This is a genomic window from Nocardiopsis sp. B62, from assembly GCF_018070675.1.
GTDB lineage: Bacteria > Actinomycetota > Actinomycetes > Streptosporangiales > Streptosporangiaceae > Nocardiopsis > Nocardiopsis prasina.
The window spans coordinates 42,933-55,622 of sequence record NZ_JAGPXK010000006.1 but is presented as its reverse complement, the minus strand read 5'-3'; the positions used below and the strand labels follow the sequence as shown (position 1 = coordinate 55,622).

Annotated in this window: 11 protein-coding genes; 3 read left to right on the top strand and 8 right to left on the bottom strand. The window is 73.1% G+C overall.

Annotated elements, in window-relative coordinates:
- Positions 1-175: 175 nt before the first annotated feature.
- On the top strand, positions 176-364 hold the full coding sequence (locus tag KBX21_RS08995; protein WP_049577095.1) for a hypothetical protein: 189 nt from the start codon (positions 176-178) through the stop codon (positions 362-364).
- 164 nt (positions 365-528) lie between these two features.
- Here the strand turns inward: KBX21_RS08995 and KBX21_RS08990 are convergent, their stop codons facing one another.
- Both KBX21_RS08990 and KBX21_RS08985 read right to left on the bottom strand, forming a co-directional pair.
- Entirely contained in the window at positions 529-1,479 is a 951-nt protein-coding gene (locus tag KBX21_RS08990; protein WP_049577091.1) for a CRISPR system precrRNA processing endoribonuclease RAMP protein Cas6, read from the bottom strand.
- Positions 1,480-1,585: 106 nt separating this feature from the next.
- Positions 1,586-2,119, bottom strand: a complete 534-nt coding sequence (locus KBX21_RS08985) for a DUF1697 domain-containing protein (protein ID WP_374225707.1) — start codon at positions 2,117-2,119, stop codon at positions 1,586-1,588.
- 106 nt (positions 2,120-2,225) lie between these two features.
- Here KBX21_RS08985 and KBX21_RS08980 point away from each other — a divergent pair, with 106 nt between their 5' ends.
- On the top strand, positions 2,226-3,314 hold the full coding sequence (locus KBX21_RS08980) for a hypothetical protein (RefSeq protein WP_210841616.1): 1,089 nt from the start codon (positions 2,226-2,228) through the stop codon (positions 3,312-3,314).
- Between the two features lie 109 nt (positions 3,315-3,423).
- Here the strand turns inward: KBX21_RS08980 and KBX21_RS08975 are convergent, their stop codons facing one another.
- Positions 3,424-5,139: a cation acetate symporter gene (locus KBX21_RS08975; RefSeq protein WP_049577078.1), complete on the bottom strand. Its 1,716-nt coding sequence runs from the start codon at positions 5,137-5,139 to the stop codon at positions 3,424-3,426.
- On the bottom strand, positions 5,139-5,576 hold the full coding sequence (locus tag KBX21_RS08970) for a DUF485 domain-containing protein (RefSeq protein WP_049577113.1): 438 nt from the start codon (positions 5,574-5,576) through the stop codon (positions 5,139-5,141). The genes KBX21_RS08975 and KBX21_RS08970 overlap by 1 nt, the downstream gene beginning before the upstream one ends.
- Positions 5,577-6,106: 530 nt before the next feature.
- Between KBX21_RS08970 and KBX21_RS08965 the strand changes: the two genes are divergently transcribed.
- Positions 6,107-6,388, top strand: coding sequence for a hypothetical protein (locus KBX21_RS08965; protein WP_049577075.1), 282 nt, complete (start codon positions 6,107-6,109; stop codon positions 6,386-6,388).
- Between the two features lie 795 nt (positions 6,389-7,183).
- On the opposite strand, the gene hutI is transcribed toward KBX21_RS08965, so the two are convergent.
- Genes hutI through hutU form a run of 4 tightly spaced genes read right to left on the bottom strand, consistent with a single transcriptional unit; the run spans position 7,184 to position 12,688 of the window.
- Positions 7,184-8,368 carry an imidazolonepropionase gene (gene hutI, locus KBX21_RS08960; protein WP_374225713.1) on the bottom strand — a complete coding sequence of 395 codons (1,185 nt, stop codon included), beginning with the start codon at positions 8,366-8,368 and terminating at the stop codon, positions 7,184-7,186.
- Positions 8,369-8,421: 53 nt separating this feature from the next.
- On the bottom strand, positions 8,422-9,783 hold the full coding sequence (locus KBX21_RS08955; protein WP_210841614.1) for a formimidoylglutamate deiminase: 1,362 nt from the start codon (positions 9,781-9,783) through the stop codon (positions 8,422-8,424).
- Positions 9,780-11,018: an allantoate amidohydrolase gene (locus KBX21_RS08950; RefSeq protein WP_210841613.1), complete on the bottom strand. Its 1,239-nt coding sequence runs from the start codon at positions 11,016-11,018 to the stop codon at positions 9,780-9,782. Before KBX21_RS08950 ends, KBX21_RS08955 begins: the two co-directional genes overlap by 4 nt.
- Positions 11,015-12,688: a urocanate hydratase gene (hutU, locus tag KBX21_RS08945; protein WP_210841612.1), complete on the bottom strand. Its 1,674-nt coding sequence runs from the start codon at positions 12,686-12,688 to the stop codon at positions 11,015-11,017. Before hutU ends, KBX21_RS08950 begins: the two co-directional genes overlap by 4 nt.
- Positions 12,689-12,690: the final 2 nt, after the last annotated feature.

Genomic DNA, 12,690 nt, shown 5'->3' with positions numbered 1-12,690 from the left:
ACGGTGACGCCGTCATCACCACCGATACCAGGAGTCGCCACCCCACGTCACCCCGTTGGCCCCATCCGGTCACTCCTTCCCCCCGCACGCACCCCGTTGCAGGAGGACCCCGCGCCCTGTCCGAGAGAGCACAGTGCATGGACCGTCCCCCGCCCGACAGCAGAAAGGCCCTTCCATGGCGACGCCGAGCAGACACGACCGGCTCACCCGATCCGAACGCGACCGCCCCTCAGGTGGCAAGCGGACCGGCCCCGCCCTGACCCCGGAGGACCTCGTGCCGCACCTGCTCGGGCTGGCCCGGACGCTGCGCGAGGGCGACGGGCACACCCCACCGGAGCCGATACCCCACCAACGCACGGCCTGACCTCCGACCCGGGTGACCATCCGGGGCGAGGCACGGGCGGGGACGAGAAGGGGCTCCCACCCCGTCCACCGGGTGGGAGCCGCGAAGGGCGGCCATGGCGGCCACCGGGGTGGGGCACCGGCCCCCGCCCGCCGTCCTCGGGCGGGAACCGGCGGTCTGGTGGGTCAGTCGAACAGCGTGCCCCCGAACTCCTCCGCCTCGGCCACCGCGCGCGCACGCGTGTCGATCGACCTGGGGCGGCTGTGCCGGATGCGGTGTGCGACCCGGCGGCCCGAACGCGGGGCGGGAACCCGCGAGGCGAGCACGTTCCGGGTGACCGTGTCCACCCGCACCGAACCGAAGCCCTGCGCGGTGTACTTGCCGATCCCGGCCAGTTCCAGGAGCTCCAGCAGGACAGCGAAGGTCGCGACGTCCCGGGGGTCGCCGTCGACCACGTCCAGGCGAAGGCCGCCCCGCCAGCCCAGCACGGAGCGGTTCTCCGCGTGCTGGTGCTCGGACAGCCCCACCTCCTCGCCGGGCAGGTTCGAGCGGCGGACCCGGGCCAGACCGGCCAGGGCCTCCTCCAACCAGGGTGTGGCGAGTTCGGTCGGCGCGAAGCGGGCCACGGCTCCCACGGCGCCGCTGCCCCCGACGATCCCCCCGCCGGAGCGGTGCACGGCTCCGAAGAGCCGCCGGGGGTTGGGCCACACGTGCGGGACGCGTTCGCCCGCGGAGTCACGTGTGGTGGTCACGACGGGTGTCCGGGTGCGCACCTCGGCCGCGCGCACGGCGGCGGGCCGGTGCGACGCGGTGAGCATCGCGGCGTAGGGGGTGTCGAAGGTGCGCGTGACGGAGAGCGGTTCGAGCAGGTGGTCGCCCACTCTCTGGACCCGGCCGAGCAGCTCCCCCGGGTCCACGGGCGGCGGGTGCTCGTCGTCCAGCCAGGTGAGCGTCCAGTGGTGCAGCCGGTTGCCCAGGGGGGTCGGCCACCCGTTCATCGCCCAGCGCTTGGGCGCCGTGTGCTCGGACTCCGGTTGCGGCCACCAGCGGTTGAGCAGTCCGTGGCAGTCCTCGGGCCGGATCGGCCGCGCGGCGTCGGCCCGTTCCCTCAGGATCACGGTCCACCGTCTGGGCACCGCACACCACCCCTCACCTGTTCGGGACGGCGCACTCCCCGCCGTCCTCGTTCCTCCCACGACTACTCTCGGACAGTTCCCGCGAGCCCCCGGGAGTCCGGGGATCTCAGCCGCCCTCCGCCATCTCCACCAGGCGCAGCACGGTACACCAGTTGCGGGCGGTGACCTCCCCCGGGCAGTTCCGGGCGACCACCGCGGGCAGCCGCGCCTCGCGCACGCCGAGTTCGTGGTGGGTGAAGACCTCGGTGGGGGTGACGGCGATGCGCTCACGCGGGTGAGTGGCGGGGTCGATCGCCCTCAGGGCGGCGGTGTCCACCGGTTCCGAGCAGAACAGCACCATGAAGGCGGACGGGTTCTCCACGGTCAGGGGGTTGGCCGCCACCGCCGCGCGGAGCTGGTCCAGCGTGCGCGTCACGACCGCGACGTCGAGACCGAACCGCTCGAGCAACGCGGCGCGCACGGTGGCGCCCACCACCTCCGGGTCGGGCTCCGCCGAGGTCAGGACGGCGTTGCCGCTCTGGATGTAGGTGGCCACGTCCGCGTACCCGAGCCCGGTGAGCAGCGCGCGCAGGTCCGCCATGGCCACCTTGCGGTGTCCGCCGACGTTGATACCGCGCAGCAGCACGATGTGTCTGGTCATACCGGCCATGGTGCCCCAGGCTGACGACGGTTCGCCGGTTGTCCGTCCGGCTCGCGGGCACCACAATGGCCTGGCCAGTGTTGACCCACGTCGAAGCGGAGGGCCCATGCCCCGTCTGAGCCACACCCTCGCCCTCACGGCCCTGAGTCGGGAGGACCTCGCACGGACGGTGTCCTCCGCGTACGGAGTCCTGCGCGGCGCGCGCTTCGGCGAGGGCGGCCTGCTGGTCCTTCCCTCCGAGGAGGAGTCGCGGCGCCTGGAGCACCGGGCTCGGGAACTGGGCCTCGTGCTCACGGAGGAGGAGAGGGCCGCGCACGGCCGTCGGGTGGGGGACCCGTTGGACGGGGTTGGGGGCACCGGGGACCCGGCGGGCTCCACCGAACGGGAGGTGACCGCCCAGGACCTCGCGGACGAGGTCGCCGTGAGCGAGTCCGAGCTCTCCCTGCGGCTGCTGTCCGGCGAACACCTGGCCCCGGGCAGCACCTACCTGGCCACCGAGGTCGATCCTCAGGGGAGGCCGCTCTTCGCGCCGGACGGTGAGGGCTGGGTGGGCACCGACCTGACCGTGGCGTCCTGGGACGAGTCCGGGGTGTGCGCGGTCGACTTCGCCATGCGCGAGGACGCCGGGACCGGCGGGGGCTCCACGGACAACGGCGAGGAGGGCGGTGAGGCAGCCCCGTCCACCACGGGCACGGTCGTCCACGAGCACGCGGAGGAGACGCTGACCTTGGAAGCGGACCTGCGCTTCCCCGTGGAAAGCGCCATGGCGCGCTGGGGTTCGCGCCTGTTGCGCGCCCACGTGCGCGTCCGCGTGGACCTGCCGGGCTGGTTCGCGGCGGCCGGGGGCGCCGTGACCTCTCCTCCGGTGACCCTGGAGGTGGACCACCGGCTGGTCCGGGCGCGCGGGGAGGCCGTCCCCGCCCCGGGACCGGACGGAACCTGGTCGGTCTCGGGCCAGCTGGACGTGCGCGGGGTCGGGTTGTCGCGCCCGATCGTGGCGGTGGCCGCGTGGGCGATGGGCCGTTCCCTGCGCCGCTCCGAGCAGTGGTCCGTGGAGTCGGGCGCCGCGCGGTTCCAGGAGGGCTGGGACGACGTCGCCCACGCGCTCCCCTCATTGCCGGAGTTCCTCGACGACGTGGCCGGGACCTTCGCCGGCGCCCGTGGGGACGATCGCCCCCGAACCCCGGAACTCTGATCCCTGCCGACCCGGCCGCAGGGCTCCTGTCCCTGCGGCCCCGAACCCCGTGCCCCTGGACCCTGCCGCCCCGCTGCGGACCGGACCGCCCTCTGCGCCTCCTGGCGGGTCAGCCGCGGTCGGCGCCCCAACCGGTGAGCGACCGGACGCGCAGCTCGGTGAAGCGCGCGCTGTTGCGCTCCCGCGACAGCAGACTGCCGACGATCGCGCACGCGAAGCCGACCGGTACGGCGACCAGCGCCGGGTTCTCCATGGGGAAGACCTGGATGTCGATCCACGCTGGCAGCACGGACAGGTTCTCACCGGTGACGGGGTCGGTCTTGCCGGACATCACCGGTGAGAACAGCATGAGCAGCAGGGTCGTGGACAGCCCGCCGTAGATCCCCCACTCCACGCCCCGGGTGTTGAAGCGGCGCCAGAACATGGTCAGGAGGATGACGGGCAGGTTGGCGGCAGCCGCGATGGCGAAGGCCAACCCCACCAGGAAGGCCACGTTCTGGGCCTGCGCCTGCACCGCCAGCGCGATGGAGACCGCGCCGATCACGCACGCGGAGAATCGGGCCACCCCCACCTCCTGGGACTCGCGCGGGCGCCCCCACATGAGGATGTGGCCGAACAGGTCGTGCGCGATCGAGGAGGACGAGGCCAAGGTGAGGCTGGCGATCACCGCGAGGATGGTGGCCAGCGCCACCGCCGAGATCAGGGCGAGCAGAACGGCGGCGCCCGTCGGCCCGGCGGTCTGGCGGCCCACCTCCTCGGCGAGCAGTGGGACGGCGGAGTTGCCCGAGGGGTCCAGGGCCAGGATGCGCTCGGACCCCACCAGAGCCGCGGCACCGAATCCCAGGGCGAGGGTCATCAGGTAGAAGGCGCCCACCATGGCGATGGTGCGGTTGACCGAGGAGCGCGCGGCCCGGCCGTCGGTCACCGTGTAGAAGCGGATGAGGATGTGCGGCAGGGCGACGGTGCCCAGGACCAGCGCCAGTCCCAGGCTGACCAGGTCCATCTTGTTGAAGAGCGTCCGTGCCGGGTCCCCGGGGACCTCGGCGCCGAACCGCAGGCCGGGCTCGAGGAAGGCCTGTCCGTGGCCGCTGGTCTCGGCCGCCGCGCTGAGCAGGGCGCGCGGGTCGAAGGAGAACAGGGCCAGCACCAGGACGGTGAGGAGCCCGGTGGCGGTGAGCAACACCACGGCCTTGATGATCTGGAGCCAGGTGGCCGCCTTCATACCGCCGAACACGACGTAGGCGATCATCAGCACGCCCGCGACCACGATCGCGCCGGTACGGGCCTGGCCAGCATCCAGACCGAGGAAGGTGCCGCCGTCGTGCAGGCCGAGCAGGACCGACACGAGGGCGCCCGCCCCCACCATCTGCGCGACCAGGTAGAACACGCAGACGGTGACCGTGGACACCGTGCAGGCCAGGCGCACCCGCATCCGGCGCATCCGGAAGGCAGGCAGGTCGGCCATGGTGAAGCGGCCGGTGTTGCGTGTGAGCTGGGCCATGGGCAGGACCAGCAACCAGGCCACCAGGAAGCCGATGGAGTAGAGGAAGCCGTCATAGCCCTGGAGGGCGATCATCCCGGCGATGCCGAGGAAGGAGGCGGCGGAGAGGTAGTCGCCGGTCAGCGCGAGGCCGTTCTGGGTACCGGAGAAGCCGCGCCCACCGGCGTAGAAGTCGACGGCGCCCTTGGTCGTGCGCCGGGACCGAATGGTGATAGCCAGGGTGACCAGGACGAACACGGCGCACAGGCCGATGGTCCAGGCGTGCGCCTCCTTGATCGGACCGTCGAGGGCGCTGGTGAACGGGGGCGGGACCGTGGTGTCCATCAGCCTGCCACCCGCCCGTCGAGCGTGTCCTCGGCCCGCGCCCGCTCGAGGATCTCCTCGGCGAGGGGGTCGATGGAACGGGCGGAGAAACGGCCGAAGGCCCAGGCGAGCACGAAGGTGAGCAGGAACTGGCCGATCCCCGTCGCCAGGGCGACGTTGACGGGATCGATGATCCGCACGCTCATGAAATCGCGCGCGTAGACGGAAAGGAGAAGATGGGAAAGGTAACTCAACAGGAAGGCCCCCACCAGGAACCCGACCTGAAGTGCGAATCTCCTTCGGAGTTTCACGAATCGCGGATCGACGGACATGCGTTCACATGCGTGCGCCATATCCGCCTCGGTCCGGCCGCGCGCCGATCCGGTCCCGTTGGCGCGCGGCGACTCCCCCGAGCCCCCGCCCAGCCTTCTTGACGTGCCTTCCATGTACTCGACCACGGCCATCCCCCCGAACACGGAAAATTCCTCCCCGCGCACGCGGGGCCCTTGTGTGTGGCGCCGAATCCGCTCCCCCACGGGCTCGGCCTTTCCCTCGGCGCGCGCCGCCCTGGGCGCGTCGGCCGGTTTCCCGGGGTGATCCGTCCTCGTCCTGGGACGACCCCTCTCCCCCGAGTGGAACTCACACTAACCAGGGCCCTCGTGCCGTGTTCACCAAATACACAAATCGGCTGGAACATATGCCGACCGCCGGAACGGGAAAGGATGGAGGCACATTGTGGAACGGCGCGCGGGAACGCGACACCCCCGTGACGGAGACCGGGATCACGGACCGTCACCCCGAATGGACCGCCTGGTCATCCGGTCCCCACACGCCGCCGGACGGCGCGATGACCCCTCCGACTTCGCTAGGCTTCGGGGCGACCCCGACCCATCACGGAAACCGGTCTCATCACCCGTTTCCGTGTTCGTACACGTGTATGATTACAGGGTCCGCACAGTTCACGCGATACCGAAGGGAAATCCCCGCCGTGGTCACCGAGGTCTTCACGCGCAAGTACTGCGATCCCCACGCCGTCCGCGAGGAGAAGGTCGAGGCGACTGAGGTCATCCAGTTCGCCTGGGAGGGCGCCGTCCGTGAGGTCGACGCCTGCGACGAGTGCTTCAAGGAGCACGAGACCCGCTACGAGCCCCTCGTCGACTACTCGCGTTCGGTGAAGAAGCGCCGCGTCACCAAGAAGGCCGCTTCTTCCACCGCCGAGAAGCCCGAGGGCTCCGACAGCGACGCGGACGGCGACGACGACGACAACTAGGTCGTCCGAGCGCACCGGGGGGCCATCCCCCGGACCACTCCCTAGGTTCACCCGGGCGGTCCCACGGGAACGCCCGGATCGGCCTCATCGCGTCAACCGCGAGTCGGGGGCCGGTGGACACCACGGTGTCCGCCGGCCCCCGTTCGCGTGTCCACCCCCCCGCGCACCGCGGACCGCCCGCCCCGGACGGTGGTCCGGGCCACGGGCGCCCTGGGTCAGGCGCGGGAGCCACGATCGCGCGGCGCCAGATGGGCGGTGTACAGGTGGTCTTCGCGGGGGAACAGGCCGTGTTACCGCGGTTGCGGCACACTACTCCCGACCGGCGAACCGGACCGGGAGGCCGGCGCGGCTCCGGGAGGCGCTGTGCCACCACCCGGCCACGGCCGGTCAAGGAGGGGACGGCGTCGCTCCGCTGCCGCCGGAACACGGGGGCGGCCCCACTGCCTCCACGGCTTCCGTGAGGCGACCGGGCCGGACCCGACCGTTCCCGCGAGGCCGCGCAGGCCCTGGTCCTGGTCCTGTTCCGGCCCCGATGTGTCGAGGGCCCCTGACGAGTGGTGGGCCCTCGGGGCCCGTTCGCGCTCTCAGGGGGAAGGCGCTCCCTCAGTGGCGTGGGTGCTCCCTCCACCGCGTCACGACGCTGTGCCGCGACGGAGGGACGCGCACCGACACGACTCCACTGTGGGGGCGGCGGGTTTCACCAAGGTGAGGTCCCCGTTGAGTTCCGGGTTCGGTTTGTTTCCCAGAAGCCCGGGCGCCGCGGGAGTGGCGCCACCCGCGGCGGGTTCAGGAGGATCAGGGCTGGCCGGAGACCAGTGCGCCGTCCTTCCACACCGCCGCCACCTGGGGGACACCGGGGCGGTAGGCCAGGTAGAGGTGGTTGGGGCCGTCGAGCAGGGTCAGGTCGGCCCGGGCTCCCGGGGAGAGACGGCCCACGTCGTCGCGGCGCAGCGCCACAGCGCCGCCCCTGGTCGCCGCCCAGACCGCCTCGTCCGGGGTCATCCCCATGTCCCGCACCGCCACGGCGATGCAGAAGGCCAGGCTGGACGTGAAGCACGAACCCGGGTTGCAGTCACTGGCCAGGGCCACGACCGCGCCCGCGTCGATGAGGGAACGGGCGTCGGGGTAGGGCTGGCGGGTGGAGAAGTCCACACCGGGCAGCAGCGTCGCCACCGTGGGTTCGGGGCGCTTCGCGGCCTGGGCGAGGGCGTCCACGTCCTCGCCGGACAGGTAGGTGCAGTGGTCGACCGAGGCGGCGCCCAGCTCCACGGCCAACCGGACCCCGGGCCCCTCGCCCAGCTGGTTCCCGTGCACCCGGGGCAGCAGACCCCGTTCCGTCCCGGCGGTGAGCACCCGGCGGGAGGCCTCCTCGTCGAAGGCCCCGCGCTCACAGAACACGTCCACCCAGCGGGCGTGCGGGGCGCAGGCGTCCAGCATCGGCCCGGTGACCAGGTCCACGTAGGCGGCCGGGTCGTCGGCGTACTCGGGGGCCACCACGTGCGCGCCGAGGAAGGTGACCTCGTCGGTGACCCGGCCGGCGACCTCCAGGGAACGGCGCTCGTCCTCCACGGTGAGCCCGTACCCGGACTTGACCTCCAGGGTGGTGGTGCCCTGCGCGTGCGCCTCGCGGACGAACCTCCGTGCCCCCGCCAGGAGTTCGGCGTCGGTGGCGGCGCGGGTGGCCGCCACCGTGGTGCGGATGCCGCCCGCCGAGTACGGGGTACCGCTCATCCGGGCGGCGAACTCGCGGCTGCGGTCACCGGCGAAGACGATGTGGGAGTGGCTGTCCACGAACCCCGGGATCACACAGCGTCCGGCCGCGTCCACCCGGGCGTCGGCTGCGGGCGCCTGCGCGCGCGGTCCCGCCCAGGCCACCCGCCCGTCCTCGATCACCAGGGCGGCGTCACTGATCTCGCCCAGTCGCCCCTCCCCCAGTTCGGGGTCGTTGGTGACCAGGGTGCCGATGGCGTCGACGAGGATCGTGCCGGGCGTCGCGGGGCCGGTCTCGGTCTCGGTTCCAGGGCCGGTCGTGGTCACAGCAGCTCCTTGATCGCGGCGTCGAGTTCTCTTGCGGTGTCGGGCAGGCGGACGTGGACTCCGTCGCGGACGGTCCACTGCCCGTCCACCATCACGTGCCGCACGTCGGCGGCGGTGGCGGCGAAGACCACGGCGTCGGTGGCCCGTGCGGGATCGGCACCGGCCAGGCGCACCCCGTCCAGGGACACGTTGACCAGGTCAGCGCGGGCTCCGGGCGCGAGGTTCCCGGCGTCGTGCCAGCCGAGTCCGGCGTGGCCGTCCGCGGTGGCGGCGCGCAGTAGTTCGCCGCTGCCCAGGGTGCCCCGGCGGTGGGTGCGCAGGCGTTCGTGCAGCTCCACGGCGCGGGCCTCCTCGAACAGGTCCAGCTGGGCGTGCTGGTCGGTGCCCAGGCTGATCGGGACCCGGCGCGGGGCGGCCACGAGGTCGCCGGTGCGGGGCAGGCCGTCCGCGAGGTCGCGCTCGGTGGTCGGGCACAGGCACACGGCGGACCGGTGGGCTCGGACCGTGTCCACGTCGGCGTCGGTGAGGTGGGTGGCGTGCACCAGGGTGGTGCGTTCGGTGAGCGCACCCGCCTCGGCCAGCACCCGCACGGGGGTGATCCCGTGCGCGGCCAGGCAGGCGGCGTTCTCGGCGGGCTGCTCGGAGACGTGGACGTGCAGCGGCAGCTCGCCCGCGTCGGCGAACCGGGCGACGGAGGGCAGGTCCGCGACGGGCACGGCGCGCACCGAGTGCGCGGCGGCGCCCACCCGGGCGTGCCTCCCCGCAGGGGCGAAATCACTCACCCTGGCGGCCCAGGCGTCGGCCGTGCCGTCGCCGAAGCGCAGCTGCGGTCCGGTCAGGGGCAACTGGGACCCGTCCTCGCCGAGACCACCGGAGAGGTAGCACACGTCCAGCAGGGTGATCCGGACCCCGGCGTCGGCGGCGGCCGCGACCAGGGCCTGCCCCATGGTGTTGGGGTCGGCGTAGCGCTGACCCTCCGGGCCGTGGTGCAGGTAGTGGAACTCTCCCACACAGGTCACTCCGGCCAGGGCCATCTCGGCGTAGGCGGCCCTGGCCAGGCGGTGGTAGGAGTCCGGGTCGAGGCGTTCGGCCGCCCGGTACATCACCTCGCGCCAGGTCCAGAAGGACCCGCCCCCGGCGTGGGTGCGGCCGCGCAGCGCCCGGTGGAAGGCGTGCGAGTGGGCGTTGGCCAGGCCGGGCAGGGTGAGTCCGGGCAGACGCTCGGCGCCGTCCGGAGCGGAGCCCGAGACCACCGAGGTCAGGCGTCCGGCGGCGTCGACGGTCAGGAGCACCCCGGGTTCGGGGGCCGCGCCGCCGAGCCACGCCCACTCACACCAGTACCGGCGTTCCCCCGTCACGGTGTCCCCCCGGGGACCGCGAGCAGGTCGGCCAGGACGTCGGCCAGGGCGACGACCCCGGCGTGACAGTCCTCGGGACGGGCCCACTCCTGGGGTGAGTGGGAGATCCCGGTCGGGTTGCGCACGTACAGCATCGCCGTGGGCACGTGCGCGGAGAGCACCCCGGCGTCATGCCCGGCGCCGGTGGGCAGGACCGGGACCGGTCCGGCGGACTCGGCGGCACGGGTCCCCACGATCCCGGCGAGCCGGTCCCTGAGGTCGTGGGCGAACTCCACCAGCGGCGTGGTGGACTCGGCCGACACCTCGAGGGCGACCCCGTGGTCGCGGGCCGCCCGTTCGGCGGCCTCACGCACGCCCCCGACCACCGAGGCCAGGGTGTCCTGGTCCGCGGCTCGGGCGTCCAGCCAGGCGCTGACCAGCGAGGGGATGGCGTTGGTGCCGTTGGGGGTGATCAGGCCCTTGGCGACCGTGGCGCGGGCGTCGTGCCGCTCGGCCAGCGCACGGGCGGCCAGGATCGTGTGGGCGAACGGGAGCATGGGGTCCTCCCGGTCCTCCAGGCGAGTGGTGCCCGCGTGGTCGGCCCGGCCCCGGAAGTCCATCCGCCACCGGCCGTGCGGCCAGATGGCGCTGGCCACGCCCACGGCGTGGTCGGTGTCCTCCAGAGCCCGCCCCTGCTCCACGTGCAGCTCGACGAACACGTCCAGCCAGGAGAGGAGTTCGGGGTCTGGTCCGATCGCTGCGGGATCCAGTCCCGCCCCCGCCATGGCGCGCTCCCAGGTGACGCCGGAGGCGTCGGTGAGGGACCTGGCGCGGGCGGGGTCGATCTCCCCGGTGCTCAGGCGGCTGCCCAGGCAGGGCACCCCGAACCGGCCGCCCTCCTCCTCGACGAACACCCCCAGGACCAGCGGTCGCGCGGGGGTGAACCCCCGGGCGCGCAGCTCGTCCACGGCGGCCAGGGCGCTGGCCACTCCGAGGGGGCCGTCGAAGGCCCCGCCGTCGGGCACCGAGTCCAGGTGGGAGCCGGTGGCCACGGCGCCCGGTCCGGGCGTGCCCCACCAGGCCCACAGGTTGCCGTTGCGGTCGGTGCGCACGTCCAGGCCGCGGGCGGCGGCCGCCTCGGTGAACCAGGCGCGGGCGTCGGTGTCGGCGCCCGCCCAGGAGTGACGGTGGTAGCCACCGCTGTCGGCCGAGCGCCCGACGGGGTCGAGGTCGGCCCAGAGCCGGTCGAAACTCACTCGCCCTCCTTCATGGGCACGCGGATACCGTGCGTCTGGGCGACCCGCTCGGCCTCCTCGTAGCCCGCGTCCACGTGGCGGATGACGCCCATGGCGGGGTCGTTGGTGAGCACCCGCTGGAGTTTGGTGGCGGCCAGCTCGGTGCCGTCCGCGACACTCACCTGGCCGGCGTGGATGGAGCGGCCCATGCCGACCCCGCCACCGTGGTGGATGGACACCCAGGAGGCGCCGGAGGAGGTGTTGACCAGGGCGTTGAGCAGCGGCCAGTCCGCGATGGCGTCCGATCCGTCCTTCATGGCCTCGGTCTCGCGGTAGGGCGAGGCCACCGAACCGGTGTCCAGGTGGTCGCGGCCGATCGCCAGCGGAGCGGTGATCTCGCCGGAGGCCACCAGCTCGTTGAAGCGCTGACCGGCGGCGGCCCGCTCGCCCTGGCCCAGCCAGCAGATGCGGGCGGGCAGGCCCTGGAACGCGACCCGCTCCCTGGCCATGCGGATCCACCGGGCGAGGTGGTCGTTGTCGGGGAACAGGTCGAGGATGGCGTCGTCGGTGCGGGCGATGTCGGCGGGGTCGCCGGACAGCGCGGCCCAGCGGAACGGACCCTTTCCCTCGCAGAACAGGGGCCGGATGTAGGCGGGCACGAACCCGGGGAAGTCGAAGGCGCGGGTGAAGCCGCCCTCGCGCGCCTCGTCGCGGATCGAGTTGCCGTAGTCGAAGACCTCCGCGCCCGCGTCGAGGAAGCCGACCATGGCCTCCACGTGCGCGGCCATGGACTCGCGGGCCCGGACGGTGAACTCCTCGGGCTTGGCCGCCGCCAGAGCCTTCCAGTCCTCGAAGGACACGCCCAGCGGCAGGTAGGCCAGCGGGTCGTGGGCCGAGGTCTGGTCGGTGACGATGTCGATCGGAGCGCCGCGGGACAGGAGTTCGGGGAAGACCTCCGCCGCGTTGCCAAGAACGCCGATGGAGAGCGGGCGGCGCTCGTCACGGGCGCGCACGGCCAGGTCCAGGGCCTCGTCCAGGCTCTGGGCGCGCACGTCCAGGTAGCGGTGCTCGATGCGCCGGTCGATCCGGCTGCCGTCGCACTCGACCACGATCGCCACGCCGTCGTTCATGGTGACGGCCAGGGGCTGGGCGCCGCCCATGCCGCCGAGCCCGGCGGTCAGGGTGATGGTCCCGGCGAGGGTGCCGCCGCTGTGCCCCTTCGAACCCAACTTCGCGGCCACCGCGGCGAAGGTCTCGTAGGTGCCCTGGAGGATGCCCTGCGTACCGATGTAGATCCACGAACCGGCGGTCATCTGCCCGTACATGGTGAGGCCCTCGGCCTCGAGGCGGCGGAACTCGGGCCAGTTCGCCCAGTCCCCCACCAGGTTGCTGTTGGCCAGCAGCACGCGCGGCGCCCACTCGTGGGTGCGCATGATCCCCACGGGGCGGCCGGACTGCACGAGCAGCGTCTCGTCGCCCTCCAGGTCGCGCAGGGACGCGGTGATGCGGTCGAAGCTGCGCCAGTCCCGGGCGGCCTTTCCGGTGCCGCCGTAGACCACGAGGTCCTCGGGGTGCTCGGCCACCTCGGGGTCGAGGTTGTTGTGGAACATGCGCAGGGCCGCCTCCTGCTGCCAGCCCTTGGCCGACAGGGTGAGGCCTCGGGCCGCGCGGACGGTGCGTGGGTTGCTCATCG